Genomic DNA, 13,574 nt, shown 5'->3' with positions numbered 1-13,574 from the left:
CCGAGTTCGCCTTCTCGGCCCGGCGACGGGGCCAACGCGTTCCGGGGGACGGCCGTGGTCCAGGCTCGGCGTAACTTGACCTGATTGAGGGCGTCGGCGGGCGAGGCGGCTCATAGGCTGAGCGCGTGTGATCACCGTCGACCCGTGAAGGACCATCACTGGCCTACGCGTACTCACCCATGACCCGTGAGTGATCTCCATCGACCGGAGGAGCGAACGTGACGCCACGCCCGCAGCAGGCCCCCGCCAGACGGACAGTTGTCCTTCGCCGAGAAGCCGTTGTCGCCGCCGTCCCCTTCGCACTCGCGGCCCTGCTAGCCGCGGCCGGACCGGCCACGGCCGGGACGGGGGGCTCCTCCGGTGCGGGAGACCCGTACTTCCCCCTCGCGGGCAACGGCGGCTACGACGTCCACCACTACGACCTGACGCTCGGCTACGCCCCGCAGAGCCGCCACCTGGACGGCAAGGCCGTCATCACCGCCCGGGCCACCCAGCGACTGACCCGCTTCGACCTCGACTTCAAAGGGCTGAAGGTCACGGGCATCAGCGTCGACCACGCGAAGGCGGCCTTCCGCCGCGACGGACAGGAACTCGTGGTCACCCCGCGGGACGCCCTGTGCAAGGGGCAGGAGTTCCGCGTCACCGTCACCTACTCCGGCACGCCCAAGCCGGTCACCGATCCCGACGGGTCTCTCGACGGGTGGATTCCCACCGACGACGGCGCGTTTGTGGCGGGCGAACCGCAGGGCGCAATGACGTGGTTCCCCGCCAACAGCCACCCCAAGGACAAGGCGTCGTACGACTTCACGCTCACCGTCCCCAAGGGGCGCACCGCCGTTGCCAATGGCGTCTTCCTCGGGCAGAAGACCGCCCACGGCCGTACCACCTTCCGCTGGCGGCAGTCCGAACCGATGGCGGCCTATCTGGCCACGGCGACGGTAGGAAAGTTCAAGGTCGAGCAGTACACCACCCCGGACGGCCTCAAGGTCTACAACGCCGTCGACCCGCGCGAGGCGGCGACCGCCGCGCCGGTCCTGAAGAAGCTGCCTTCTGTACTTGCCTGGGAGAGCAAGCTCTTCGGCCCCTACGCGTTCCGAGCCGCCGGGGCCATCGTCGACCGGGCACCCCAGGTCGGGTACGCCCTGGAGACCCAGACCCGGCCCGTGTTCGACTCGGCGCCGGACCTGAGCACCCTCGTCCATGAAAGCGCCCACCAGTGGTTCGGGGACTCCGTCACCATCACGGCCTGGAAGGACATCTGGCTCAACGAGGGCTTCGCGACGTATGCCGAGTGGCTCTATGCCGAGCAGCACGGGGGCAGGAGCGCGCAGAAGACCTTCGACGCCCTGTACGCCAGTCCGGCGAGCAGCGATCTGTGGGCATTCCCTCCCGCCGCTCCCGGCAGCGGGGCGCACATCTTCGACACGCCCGTCTACTCGCGGGGGGCCATGGCCCTGCACAAGGTGCGTACGGCCGTGGGCGATCGCGTGTTCTTCCGGATCCTGCGTGGCTGGGCCGCCGAGCACCGTGATGGTCACGGGACCACGGCCCAGTTCATCCGCCTCTGTGAACAGGAGTCCGGGAAGAACCTCGACGCTCTGTTCCACACATGGATCGCCACGGCGGGCAAGCCGTCGTCGCCCTGAGGAGTCCGGCGGGGTGAGGTGCGACGCCCGCTGGTGCCGACGTCGGCAGCGGCCAATGGGTCACACGATCTCGTGGTACCCAGGGATCATCCGACGATCCAGGCAGCGGTCGACGCCGCCCACCCCGGTGACCGCATCAGTGTCCGGCTGGGTGTCTACCGCGAGCAGGTGGTGATCGGCAAGGATGTGTCGATCACCGGAGCCGGCGACCGGAAGACGACGATTCGGGCCCCGCGGGCACTGATCCCCGGCGACGGCGGCGGAACCTCGATCGTCGAGATCCACCAGGGCGCGTCCGTCTCGCTGTCCCGGCTCGCTGTCAGCGGGCCGGGCTCCGGTAGGTGCGACAACGGCGTACTCGGGTCCGGGATTCGTGTTCTGGGGGTGCACGGCTCGACCTCGGCCACGCCGCGGTCACCCACATCACCGACACCCCCGCGACGCCCTGCCCCCGTAGCGAACCCCGTCCCCATCGGCATGGCGCTCCAGGACGGTTCGTTCACGGTCCGGAACGACCGGATCAAGGGCGGAGTGCACGGAGTCGCAGTCATTGCCGCGTCGGTCGACACGAGCGCGGTGCCCGACGGAGTCCTGATCACGCGGAGGTCGGGTGCGCCGGTACAGACCTTCGAGTGCTGCGGTTTCACGGCCATGGCCACGGTGAAACCGTAGTCGGCCGTCCGGGGCAAGACCGTAGTCGCCCTGGCGAGCCCTGCAGACGTCCTAGGCGGGTCGCAGCCAGATGGTGGCCAGGGGTGGCAGGGTGAGTTGGATGCTGGCGGGGCGGCCGTGGGCGCCGGTGGGTTCGGGTTTGACGGGGTCGGGGTTGAGGATGTCGCTGCCGCCGTAGCGGGTGGCGTCGGTGTTGAGGATTTCGTGCCAGGCGGGGATGTCCTCGGGGACGCCGAGGCGGTAGCCGTGGCGGACGACGGGGGAGAAGTGGGAGACGGCGAGCAGGGGGGTGCCGTCGGTGGCGTGGCGCAGGAAGGCGAAGACGTTGTCGTCGGCGGCGTCGCCGGTGATCCAGGCGAAGCCGGCGGGTTCGGTGTCGCGTTGCCACAGGGCGGGGGTGTGGCGGTAGCGGTCGTTGAGGTCGCGGACCAGGTCGCGTACCCCGCGGTGGTCGGGTTCGGCTCCGTAGGCGGGGTCGAGCAGCCACCAGTCGGGGCCGTGTGTCTGGGACCATTCGGAGCCCTGGGCGAATTCCTGTCCCATGAAGAGGAGTTGTTTGCCGGGGTGGGCCCACATGAAGCCGAGGTAGGCGCGTGTGGTGGCGCGTTGCTGCCACCAGTCGCCCGGCATCTTCGACACGAGTGAGCGTTTGCTGTGCACGACTTCGTCGTGGGAGATGGGCAGGACGTAGTTCTCGCTGTAGGCGTACACCATCGAGAACGTCATCTCGTTGTGGTGGTACTTGCGATGAACCGGCTCGTGCTGCACGTATTCGAGTGAGTCGTGCATCCAGCCCATGTTCCACTTGAGTCCGAAACCAAGACCCCCGTCCGAGGTCGGCCGGGTGACGCCGTCCCACGCCGTGGACTCCTCGGCGATCGTGACGATCCCGGGATTTCGGCGGTAGACGGTGGCGTTCATCTCCTGCAGGAAGGCGACCGCGTCGAGGTTCTCCCGGCCGCCGTGCTCGTTGGGGACCCATTGGCCCGGCTCGCGGGAGTAGTCGAGGTAGAGCATGGACGCGACGGCATCGACGCGGAGCCCGTCGATGTGGAACTCCTCGCACCAGTACACCGCGTTGGCGACCAGGAAGTTGCGTACCTCGCGGCGCCCGTAGTCGAACTCCAGGGTGCCCCAGTCGGGGTGGGCGGCCCGTAGCGGGTCCTCGTGCTCGTACAGCGGGCGCCCGTCGAATTCGGCCAGCGCCCAGTCATCGCGCGGGAAGTGCGCGGGTACCCAGTCCATGAGCACGCCGATGCCGGCCCGGTGCAGCGCGTCCACCAGGTACTTGAAGTCGTCCGGGGTGCCCAGCCGGGCCGTGGGCGCGTAGAACCCGGTGACCTGGTAACCCCAGGACCCGCCGAAGGGATGCTCGGCCACCGGCATGAACTGCACATGGGTGAAGCCCAGGTCGCAGACGTAGGAGGGGAGTTGGTCGGCCAGTTGCCGGTACGTCAACCCGGGCCGCCAGGACGGCAGATGCACCTCGTAGACCGAGAACGGGACCTCGTGCACCGGCTGCTTGGCCCGACCCGCCATCCACTCGGCGTCTCCCCATATATAGGACGAATCCGTCACGATCGATGCCGTCGCCGGAGGCACCTCGGTGCGGCGGGCCATCGGGTCGGCGCGCAGCGTGCGCGTTCCGTCGGGGCGGGTGATGTCGAACTTGTAGAGCGTGCCCTCACCCATGCCGGGAAGGAACAGCTCCCACACTCCGGAGGAGCCCAGTGACCGCATCGGAAATCCCGTGCTGCCGTCCCAGTGGCAGAAGTCCCCGCAGACCGTGACGCCTCGCGCGTTCGGGGCCCACACCGTGAAGCGGGTGCCGAGCACGCCCTCGTGGGTCATGCAGTGGGCACCCAACGCCCGCCACAGCTCCTCGTGCCGACCCTCGCTGATCAGGTGCAGGTCGAGTTCTCCCAGCGCGGGCAGGAAGCGGTAGGGGTCCTGTACCTCGAACTGGGTGCCGTCGTACGTCACCGACAGCGTGTACTCGGGAATCGCGTCGAGCGGCAGTACGCCGGAGAAGAGGCCGTCCCCCTCGTCGTCCAGCTTCGTGGGCAACCCGTTCACCACCACGGCCACCGCCTGGGCGTACGGGCGCAGTGCGCGGAATACGATGCCGCCCGGCACCGGGTGCGCGCCGAGCAGCGCGTGAGGATCGTGATGCGCCCCCGACAGCAGGCGCCCCCGGTCCGTCGGGTCCAGCGAAGCGGGAGTGGCCGGCCGTACGCTGACCGGTGCGGTGCGGACTGTCACGGCTTCAGCCTCCTCGAGAGGGGAAAGGGAGTGTGCGGGGTGTCGCAGTCGAAAGGCGTTCACTGGCGTTCGGCGGCGAGACGTCTGACCGCCGCCATCGGCACGGGCAGCCAGTCAGGACGGTGTCGCGCCTCGTACAGCACTTCGTACACGGCTCGGTCCGTCTCGTACGCGCGCAGCAGCTCGGGTTCCTCGCGCGGGTCCCACTCCGCCTCGGCGGCATAGCCCGCGCAGTAGGCCTCGCGGCAGCGTTGTGCCCACTCGGGACGCCAGGGGTGACGGGAGCGGGCCGCGTAGTCGAACGAGCGCAGCATGCCCGCGACATCGCGTACGGGGGACTGGACGCGTCGGCGTTCGGTGAGCGGTCGGGCGGGCTCGCCCTCGAAGTCGATGACGGACCACTGCTGTCCGGCCCGCAGGACCTGGCCGAGGTGGAGATCGCCGTGAATGCGCTGGGCGGGACGGACCGCCGTGTCGAGGGCGCCGAGTGTGTCGAAGGCGGACCGCAGCCCATCCGCGTGCGGACCGAGTTCGGGTACGGAACGGACCGCGGCGTCGAGTCGCTCGCTCATCGCGGTGGCAAGCGACCTGTTCTGAGGCGCACTTGTCACGTCTATGGGGAACGCCGAGGCCAGTGCCAGATGCACCTCCGCGGTCGCCCGACCCAGTTCGTAGGCCTCGTTGGTGAACTCCCGCCCCGAGGCGAGGGATTCGAGCGCCAGTGTCCAGCCGTCGGTGGCCTCGCGCAGGAACGGCTGAAGAACTCCGAGCGTCGCTTCCTGCGGGCGTGAGGTCCGAAACCACGCGGCGGGAGCGGGTACGCGGGTGCAGCCCTGGCGGGCCAGCGCCCAGGGCACCTCCAGGTCCGGGTTGATGCCGGGCTGGACACGGCGGAAGACCTTCAGGATAAACGAATCCCCGTACACCAGCGAGGAGTTGGACTGCTCAGCGTCGAGAAGACGCGGAGCCAGACCGGTGGGCACCGTCACCCGTATGTCGCGCTCGAAACGCAGCGGCCCCGCCGTGCCCGGCCGGCGCAGGCGCTCCAGGAGCAGTCCCGCCGCCCTGGGGTCGTGGAAGGCGTCGTAGACGATCAGGTCCGCCAGCGGGCCGGCGCTCGCCCGGCCGATGGCGGCATGGGCGAGACGTGGCGGCAGGACTTTCCGTACGCCGAGGAGCAGTTGATAGCAGTCGTCGGGTGGAGGAGCGCCCGGGCCTCCGTGGGCCGGCGGGTCGAGGTGCTCGGTGCGGACCAGCAGGTGCAGGCACCCTGGGTACAGTTCGGTCGTCGACACCAGGGTCACATCCGTGACAGGCCTGCCCTTGCCAGCGAACCAGCGCTGCCGCGGCAGCCACGCGCGCAGCAGTTCTGCGAGCGAGGTCAGCAGCGGAGCGGGGCCGAGGCCGCTCGGACGGTGCAGTGCGGTCTTCGCCATGGCGACACGTCCCTTCAGAGGCAGGCGGGCTTGCGGGAGCACACGCAGGCATCCGGTCAAGAACGCCTGGTGGCGCTCGGCGCCACTGCGCGACGCAGCCGGAACCAGTAGAAGCCGTGGCCTGCGAGGGTGAGCAGGTAGGGCAGCTCACCGATGGCCGGGAATCGCACCCCGCCGATCAGCTCGACCGGGTGCCTCCCGTTGAACGCCCGCAGGTCCAGTTCGGTGGGCTGGGCGAAGCGGGAGAAGTTGTGGACGCACAGGACCAGGTCGTCCTTGTACTCGCGCAGGAAGGCGATCACCGCCGGGTTCGACGACTGGAGTTCGGTGTAGGAGCCGAGGCCGAACGCCTTGTTCTGTTTGCGGATCTCGATCATGCGGCGGGTCCAGTGCAGCAGCGAGGAGGGCGATGACATGGACGCCTCGACGTTGGTGACCTGGTAGCCGTAGACCGGGTCCATGATGGTGGGCAGGAACAGGCGGCCGGGGTCGCAGGAGGAGAAGCCGGCGTTGCGGTCGGGGGTCCACTGCATCGGGGTGCGCACGGCGTCGCGGTCGCCGAGCCAGATGTTGTCGCCCATGCCGATCTCGTCGCCGTAGTAGAGGATCGGTGAGCCGGGCAGGGACAGCAGCAGGGCGGTGAAGAGTTCGATCTGGTTGCGGTCGTTGTCCAGCAGGGGGGCGAGCCGGCGGCGGATGCCGATGTTGGCGCGCATGCGCGGGTCCTTGGCGTACTCCGCGTACATGTAGTCGCGTTCCTCGTCGGTGACCATTTCCAGGGTCAGCTCGTCGTGGTTGCGCAGGAAGATGCCCCATTGGCAGCCGGAGGGGATGGCGGGGGTCTTGGCGAGGATTTCCGACACCGGGTAGCGGGACTCGCGGCGCACGGCCATGAAGATGCGTGGCATGACGGGGAAGTGGAAGGCCATGTGGCACTCGTCGCCGCCGGAGGGGAAGTCGCCGAAGTAGTCGACCACGTCCTCCGGCCACTGGTTCGCCTCCGCCAGCAGCACCGTGTCGGGGTAGAGGGCGTCGATTTCGATACGGACCCGCTGCAGGAAGTCATGAGTGGCGGGGAGGTTCTCGCAGTTCGTCCCCTCGACCTGGTAGAGGTACGGCACCGCGTCGAGCCGGAAGCCGTCGATGCCCAGGTCGAGCCAGAAGCGGAGTGCCGCCAGGATCTCTTCCTGGACCCGTGGGTTCTCGTAGTTGAGGTCCGGTTGGTGGGAGAAGAAGCGGTGCCAGAAGTACTGCTTGCGGACGGGGTCGAAGGTCCAGTTGGAGGCCTCGGTGTCGACGAAGATGATGCGGGCGTCCTGGTACTGCTTGTCGTCGTCGGCCCAGACGTAGTAGTCCCCGTAGGGGCCGTCGGGGTTGGTGCGCGATTCCTGGAACCACGGGTGCTGGTCGCTGGTGTGGTTCATGACGAAGTCGATGATGACGCGCATGCCGCGGTGGTGGGCGGCGTCGACGAACTCGACGAAGTCGGCGAGGTCACCGAATTCGGGCAGGACGGCGGTGTAGTCGGAGACGTCGTACCCGCCGTCCCTGAGCGGGGACTTGAAGAACGGGGGCAGCCACAGACAGTCGACGCCGAGCCATTGCAGGTAGTCGAGCCGGGAGGTCAGGCCCTTGAGGTCGCCGACGCCGTCGCCGTTGCTGTCCTGGAAGGAGCGGACCAGGACCTCGTAGAAGACGGCGCGTTTGAACCAATCGGGATCGCGGTCCCTGGCCGGTGTGTCCTCGAACGTGTCCGGGACGGGCTCGTTGACCATCATGCGGGTGACCCTCCGATCCGCTGTGAGGGGCCGACGGCGAGCACATGCGCACCGCCCGGCTCCAGACGCACATAGTTGGCCCTGCCCCAGTTGTAGGTCTCGCCGGTGAGCTCGTCGCGCACCGGCACGGACTCGTGCCGGTCCAGGCCGAGTTGCGGCATGTCCAACGAGACCGTGGCCTCCCGGGTGTGGTGGGGGTCGAGGTTCGCCACCACCACAACCGTGTCGTCGCCCGTGCGCTTGCTGTACGCGAGCAGAGCGTCGTTGTCCGTTTCGTGGAAGTGGAGGTTCCGCAGCTCGTGCAGGGCCCTGTGGCGCCGCCTGATCCGGTTCAGCCGGGTGATCAGCGGTGCGATGGTCCGGCCCTCGCGCTCGGCCGACTCCCATCCGCGCGGCCGCAGTTGGTATTTCTCGGAGTCGACGTACTCCTCACTGCCCTCCTTGGCGGGGGTGTTCTCGCACAGCTCGTATCCGGAGTACATCCCCCAGGCCGGCGAGAGGGTGGCGGCGAGGACGGCCCGTACCTCGAAGGCGGGACGTCCGCCCTGCTGAAGGTAGCCGGGCAGGATGTCGGGGGTGTTGACGAAGAAGTTGGGCCGCATGTACGCGGCCGCCTCGCCCGACAGCTCGGTGAGGTAGTCGGTCAGCTCCTCCTTGGTGTTGCGCCAGGTGAAATAGGTGTACGACTGCTGGAAGCCGACCGCCGCGAGCGTGTGCATGATCGCGGGGCGGGTGAAGGCCTCCGCCAGGAAGATCACGTCGGGGTCGGTGCGATTGACCTCCGCGATCACCTGCTCCCAGAACACCACCGGCTTCGTGTGCGGATTGTCGACGCGGAAGATCCGTACGCCGTGATCCATCCAGAAACGCAGGAGACGTACGGTCTCGGCGATCAGCCCCGGCATGTCCTTGTCGAAGGCGATCGGGTAGATGTCCTGGTACTTCTTCGGCGGGTTCTCGGCGTAGGCGATCGTGCCGTCCGAACGGTGGTGGAACCACTCGGGGTGCTTGTCCACCCACGGGTGGTCGGGGGAGCACTGGAGCGCGAAGTCGAGGGCGACCTCCAGGCCGACATCCGCGGCCCGGCGTACGAACGCGTCGAAGTCGTCGATCGTGCCCAGGTCCGGGTGGACCGCGTCGTGGCCGCCCTCCGGGGAACCGATCGCCCAGGGCACACCGACGTCGTCCGGGCCCGCGGACAGGGTGTTGTCGGGGCCCTTGCGGAAGGTCGTGCCGATGGGATGGATCGGGGGCAGGTAGACGACGTCGAAGCCCATCTCCGCGATCGCGGGCAGGCGTTCGGCGGCCGTACGGAATGTGCCGTGAGGCCGCTGCGGGGTGCCCTCCGAGCGAGGGAAGAACTCGTACCAGGAGCCGTACAGCGCCCGCTCCCGCTCCACGAGCAGGGGCAACGGCTGTGAAGACGTGACGAGTTCACGCAGCGGGTGCTCCGCGAGGGCGGTGTCCACCTCCGCGGTCAGGGCGGCCGCGAGACGGGCGGCCGGTGGCCGGGACTCGTCGCGCAGGGCGTTCGCCGCGGCCAGCACCGCGTCCCGGCCCGCTGTGTCCGGTACCCCGGCGGCGGCCCGGTCGTACAGAGCGGCGCCCTCCTCCAGGACCAGCCCGACGTCGATACCGGCCGGGACCTTGATCTCCGCAGAACGGCGCCAGGCGGGGACAGGATCGCTCCACGCCTCCACCAGGTAGGTCCAGTGGCCCACTTCGCCCGGGGTGACGTGGGCGCCCCAGCGGTCGCTTCCGGGGGCGAGTTCGCGCATCGGCGTCCACGGGCCGAGCCGGCCGCTCGGGTCGCGCAGCACCACATTGGCGCCGACGGCGTCCTGGCGCTCGCCGAAGACGGTGGCGGTGACCTGGAAGGTCTCGCCGGAGACCGCCTTCGCGGGCCGCCGGCCGCACTCGACGACCGGGCGGACATCCACGATCGGGATGCGGCCGGTGTCCGGGTTTGCGTCCATGCGTTTCGCCTCCGCCGTCCTCGAGCCCCACTTGTGGTGCGCGTACGTGAGCTCAACCTGCGCTTCAGATCCGTGCCGGAAGGTCCCGCAGATAGTGCTCGGCGGCGTCTGCGGCCTCCCGCGCGCAGCGCTTCCCCATCAGGACGCACAGGGTGTACCCCGTGTTCTCGAAGTTGCCCCGCACCACGTGGTCGGCGGGAGCCGCGAGCAGCAGGCGTTCCCAGGCCCGGTATCGCTCCAGATGCCTGGCGACCTCGGCTTTGGCAGGCAGCAGCATCACGCTGGTCACCTTCCCACTCTCTCGACCGCACACGGCTGGCCGGGATGGCGGGTGAGGGCCGTGCACGCAGGGGCACCGATCCGTTACAGAGGTCAGAGCCCTCACCCATGGTGCCCGCACCGCCACCGAGCGTCTTGTTGGGTCTTCAACCACATTGGGGGGTGCTCTCGTGTTGCACGTATGGAGTAGTGCTCGCACTCTGGGACTGACTCAGAAGCGATCAGTGCTCACGCTTTGTGATCGGGGCTCGGCCCGCCAGGGCGAGGAGAAGCGGGAGCTTCGCCGTGAGGAGCCAACGACGATGAAAGCTGCAGTGCCCTGCTATTACCACCTCGACGTGGAGGTCAGCCCGGAACGGGTCGGACAGGTCAAGCGCATTCTGGCCGCCCACCTCCGGTACTGGAACCTGGAGATTCTCGTCGAGTCCGTCTGCCACTGTGCCGAAGCGCTGCTCCACACCATCGAGGAGCACGCGGCGGACAAGAACACGACCATCGAGATGTGGTGGAACGGCCAGCACCTCATTGCCGCCGTCTCGGACAACAACCAGGACATCCGACCGCACAACGCGCCGCAGGGCTGCCTGGCCCAGATCGCTGCGCTGAGTGACGGCTGGGGCTGCTGCGCCACGGGCGCCGGTGGCAAGATCATCTGGTTCTCGTGGCGCGCCCGGGCCGCCGAACGCGCGCCTCTGGTCCCGGCCGCACCCGTCCCCAGCCTGCAGGAGGCGCGCCGGGCGCCCCGCGAGGCGCCGCTGCCGGAGCCGGCGCTCGCCGACCTCCGAGAGGATACGGAGGCTGTCGCGGCCGTCGGGTGACCCCCTGACGACATCGAGGCCGCGAACGCCCTGCGGTGACCGGGTACGCACCGGAAGCGGTGCCCCGAGCCAACGGGCGCGGCCATCGACGGCGGAGGAACCGGCTCCGCCCCGTTCACCGAAGTCGCCGACCGCGTCGATCGCATTATCGACGCGGTCGGGGATTTTCGTATGTCCGCGCATCCCGCCGCACCATGGCGAGTTCGTCGACGCCCCGCCGGGCAGCGCGGCGCGTGCCGCAATTGCGCCGTGGATCGGGGGATCCGCGAACGCGACCGCGAGCTCGCCCAGCTGGCTGCCGCCGCGCGCGAAGCGGCCGACGGCGCCGGGTCCGTGGCGCTCGTCTTCGGCGAAGCCGGTATCGGCAAGTCCAGCCTGGTCAAGGCCCTGCCCAAGGTGCTGCCCGCCGAGGCGCGCATGCTGTTGGGGGAGTGCGACGACCTCGCGACGCGACGGCCGCTCGGGCCGTTCCGTGACCTGGTGGGAAGCGTCGGGCCGGAACTGGCGCGGGCGCTCAACGAGGGTGGCGACCGCCATCGGGTGTACGACGCCCTGCGGGTCGAACTGAGAACGGGGCCGCATCCTGCGGTACTTGTCGTCGAGGACGTGCACTGGGCGGACGAGGCCTCGCTCGATGCCCTGCGCTTCCTCGTCCGCCGAGTGGAGCGGCTCCCGGCCGTGCTGGTCCTGACGTACCGCGACGACGAGTTGGGCCGTGAACACCCCCTGCGCCATCTGCTCGGCCAGGTATCCCGTGCCGAGCGCGTGCACCGCCTGCCGCTGCACGGCTCTCGGCGGCGGCCGTACGCCGACTGAGCGCCGCCAGCCGCCTGGATCCGGCCGAGGTGTACGAGGTGACGTCGGGCAACCCGTTCTTCGTCGCCGAGGTGGTGGCGGCCGGCGGGACCGGGGACGTACCGCCGACGGTCGTGGACGCCGTGCTGGCCCGCCTGCGGGGGCTGGACCACGGCACTCGTGACGCGCTGGAGCAGCTGGCCGTGGTGCCGTCGGCAGCGGAGCTCCCGCTGGTCAACGTGCTGTTGGGGTCCAGCCAAGGTGACCCCAAAAGCCGCCACGGGATGATCTTGGTGAATCAGAGTGCAGCTCGGCGGGGTCGTGCTCGCCTTCCTGCACCGTCCAGGGGGGATCGAACTGGCGACCTCGCGTAATCGACTGACGTCTATTCCTTGGTCATTGAGGCGCTGGTGTCACCGTGTGTGGTCGCCGGGAGCATAGTGGCGCCAGGTTCCTCCTGCCTCGGCGGCGAGCTGGGCGGTGGTGTCGTCGTGGTAGCCAAGCATGCGGGCGATCACGGGTGCGGGAGCCTGGAGAACGAGGTGGCGGATGGCCGCCGTGCGTCCTCGCCGGGTGGGGAAGCCCAGGTGGCGAAGCCTGAGTTCGAGCGTGTGCGGGGTCATGGGCTGTCCAGCCCTGCGGCCGGGAAAGAGCCACCGGGCGTTGGGGTTGGTGGCGGTCATGGTGTTCGGTCGCTGGCCGAGATAGGTCAGCAGCACTCCGGCAAGCGGTTCGGGGACGGGCGAAGGAGGATCGCCGAGCCGGATTAGTACCTCGCCGTCCTCGTGAAGAACATCGTCGGTGGTGATCCGAGCGATCCGGGTGAGCGGTTGTGCGTAAAGGAGGACGAGCGCGGCGACCACACGGTCCTGGAGCGGAATGTCGCCTTGGTCGAAGGCCTGCCGCAACAGGGCGAGCCGCTGGTGTTGGGCGAGCGGGGCGGGGTTGCTCGTGGCCGAGCGTCCCCACCACAGGCTGACAGAGAGGGGGAGAACCAGCCTGGCCGCCCATCACATGGATCTCAGCACCCACTCACAGTCCGCTCATCGAGTGCAGTTGGGCGAACTCGTCAGCAAGCATGCCCATCATGACGAGGTCGTGGTGACCACCGGCGAGGAACACGAACTCACGGAGGCGGCCCTCCTCGACGAATCCGAGCCGACGGTGAAGTGCTAGCGATGCCTCGTTGTGCGCGAAGATCCGTGCTTGGCACTTGTGGTAACGCTGCTCGTCGAACATGAAGCGCAGCAGCAGCACCGCGGCTTCTGCCGCGTAGCCTTTGCGACGATGCTCAGCGCCGATCGTCACGCCGTACTCGAACCAGCCCCCACGTGGGTCAGCGTGGTGCGAGCCGACAGCACCGACTATTTCCCCCGTGTCGACAGCTTCGATCGCTAGCTGGAAGCAGTCGCTATCGGGCTTGGCAGCGGCCTGCTCCTTCGCCCAGACGCGGTAACCCTCAGTGGAACGGGGCGGGTGCAGCAGGTCTCCCAACCGCTCCTCGTCTGCGGCGAAGCGCATGAACGCGGTCCAGTCGTCGGGCTCGATGCCGCGCAGGCGTACCCGTTTGCCCATCCAAAACGACGTCATCCCGTATTGGATCAATTCCCGGCATCTCGTGTCCAGGGCTTTGGGAACCCTAAATTGCCTGTGACCTGCCCTTCGAGGTTGCCAAACGCTCACTCATTCGCTCTCGCTGGTCTGCTCGATCTGGTCGTCGAGCAGGTTCTGGGCGATGGCCGCGTAGCGGCTCGCGGTGGTGTGGGACAGGTTGAAGCACTTGTTGTCGCAGTAGGCCCGGTCTCGCCGCGACCCTTCGGGCAGCGGCCTGCCGCAGTGCACGCAGTTCATCGGGGAGGCAGGGACCTGCGGACGAACTCGGAACTCGCGGACTATTGCCCACCCAACCCGA

Annotated in this window: 12 protein-coding genes and 1 pseudogene; 5 read left to right on the top strand and 8 right to left on the bottom strand. The window is 68.7% G+C overall.

What is annotated here, in order from left to right; translation table 11 throughout:
* Positions 1-218 precede the first annotated feature (218 nt).
* Both OG390_RS04420 and OG390_RS04415 read left to right on the top strand, forming a co-directional pair.
* Positions 219-1,646 (top strand): M1 family metallopeptidase, encoded by a 1,428-nt coding sequence (locus OG390_RS04420; protein ID WP_406165083.1) that lies wholly within the window; start codon positions 219-221, stop codon positions 1,644-1,646.
* Between the two features lie 18 nt (positions 1,647-1,664).
* Positions 1,665-2,318, top strand: coding sequence for a hypothetical protein (locus OG390_RS04415; protein WP_406165081.1), 654 nt, complete (start codon positions 1,665-1,667; stop codon positions 2,316-2,318).
* Between the two features lie 51 nt (positions 2,319-2,369).
* On the opposite strand, the gene glgB is transcribed toward OG390_RS04415, so the two are convergent.
* The 5 genes and pseudogenes from glgB to OG390_RS04390 all read right to left on the bottom strand — a co-directional run.
* Complete coding sequence (glgB, locus tag OG390_RS04410) at positions 2,370-4,580, bottom strand: 1,4-alpha-glucan branching enzyme (RefSeq protein WP_406165079.1); 2,211 nt, start codon at positions 4,578-4,580, stop codon at positions 2,370-2,372.
* A 59-nt stretch (positions 4,581-4,639) separates the two neighbouring features.
* Complete coding sequence (locus tag OG390_RS04405; RefSeq protein ID WP_406165077.1) at positions 4,640-6,016, bottom strand: maltokinase N-terminal cap-like domain-containing protein; 1,377 nt, start codon at positions 6,014-6,016, stop codon at positions 4,640-4,642.
* A 56-nt stretch (positions 6,017-6,072) separates the two neighbouring features.
* A complete protein-coding gene (gene treS / locus OG390_RS04400; RefSeq protein WP_406165075.1) occupies positions 6,073-7,794 on the bottom strand; it encodes a maltose alpha-D-glucosyltransferase in 1,722 nt (573 codons plus the stop codon).
* On the bottom strand, positions 7,791-9,770 hold the full coding sequence (locus OG390_RS04395) for an alpha-1,4-glucan--maltose-1-phosphate maltosyltransferase (RefSeq protein WP_406165073.1): 1,980 nt from the start codon (positions 9,768-9,770) through the stop codon (positions 7,791-7,793). The genes treS and OG390_RS04395 overlap by 4 nt, the downstream gene beginning before the upstream one ends.
* Positions 9,771-9,855: 85 nt before the next feature.
* Positions 9,856-10,047: pseudogene (locus tag OG390_RS04390) on the bottom strand (DUF5133 domain-containing protein); the annotation flags it as partial.
* 304 nt (positions 10,048-10,351) lie between these two features.
* Here OG390_RS04390 and OG390_RS04385 point away from each other — a divergent pair.
* The 3 genes from OG390_RS04385 (at position 10,352) to OG390_RS04375 (ending at position 12,036) form a co-directional block, all read left to right on the top strand.
* Positions 10,352-10,867: a pep a2 gene (locus OG390_RS04385; RefSeq protein WP_399089986.1), complete on the top strand. Its 516-nt coding sequence runs from the start codon at positions 10,352-10,354 to the stop codon at positions 10,865-10,867.
* 249 nt (positions 10,868-11,116) lie between these two features.
* The gene (locus OG390_RS04380; protein ID WP_406165071.1) at positions 11,117-11,683 is read left to right on the top strand and encodes an ATP-binding protein; all 567 of its coding nucleotides are present in this window, start codon (positions 11,117-11,119) and stop codon (positions 11,681-11,683) included.
* Positions 11,684-11,721: 38 nt separating this feature from the next.
* Entirely contained in the window at positions 11,722-12,036 is a 315-nt protein-coding gene (locus OG390_RS04375; RefSeq protein ID WP_406165070.1) for a hypothetical protein, read from the top strand.
* A 39-nt stretch (positions 12,037-12,075) separates the two neighbouring features.
* Here OG390_RS04375 and OG390_RS04370 read toward each other — a convergent pair whose 3' ends face one another.
* The 3 genes from OG390_RS04370 to OG390_RS04360 all read right to left on the bottom strand — a co-directional run bounded on the left by OG390_RS04370 (position 12,076) and on the right by OG390_RS04360 (position 13,513).
* Complete coding sequence (locus tag OG390_RS04370; protein ID WP_406165068.1) at positions 12,076-12,570, bottom strand: hypothetical protein; 495 nt, start codon at positions 12,568-12,570, stop codon at positions 12,076-12,078.
* 124 nt (positions 12,571-12,694) lie between these two features.
* A complete protein-coding gene (locus OG390_RS04365) occupies positions 12,695-13,252 on the bottom strand; it encodes a GNAT family N-acetyltransferase (RefSeq protein WP_406165066.1) in 558 nt (185 codons plus the stop codon).
* Between the two features lie 93 nt (positions 13,253-13,345).
* Complete coding sequence (locus tag OG390_RS04360) at positions 13,346-13,513, bottom strand: hypothetical protein (protein WP_406165064.1); 168 nt, start codon at positions 13,511-13,513, stop codon at positions 13,346-13,348.
* Positions 13,514-13,574: the final 61 nt, after the last annotated feature.

Source organism: Streptomyces sp. NBC_00996, from assembly GCF_045162675.1.
GTDB lineage: Bacteria > Actinomycetota > Actinomycetes > Streptomycetales > Streptomycetaceae > Streptomyces.
The sequence above is the reverse complement of the archived record's forward strand: the minus strand, read 5'-3'. Positions and strand labels throughout refer to the sequence as shown.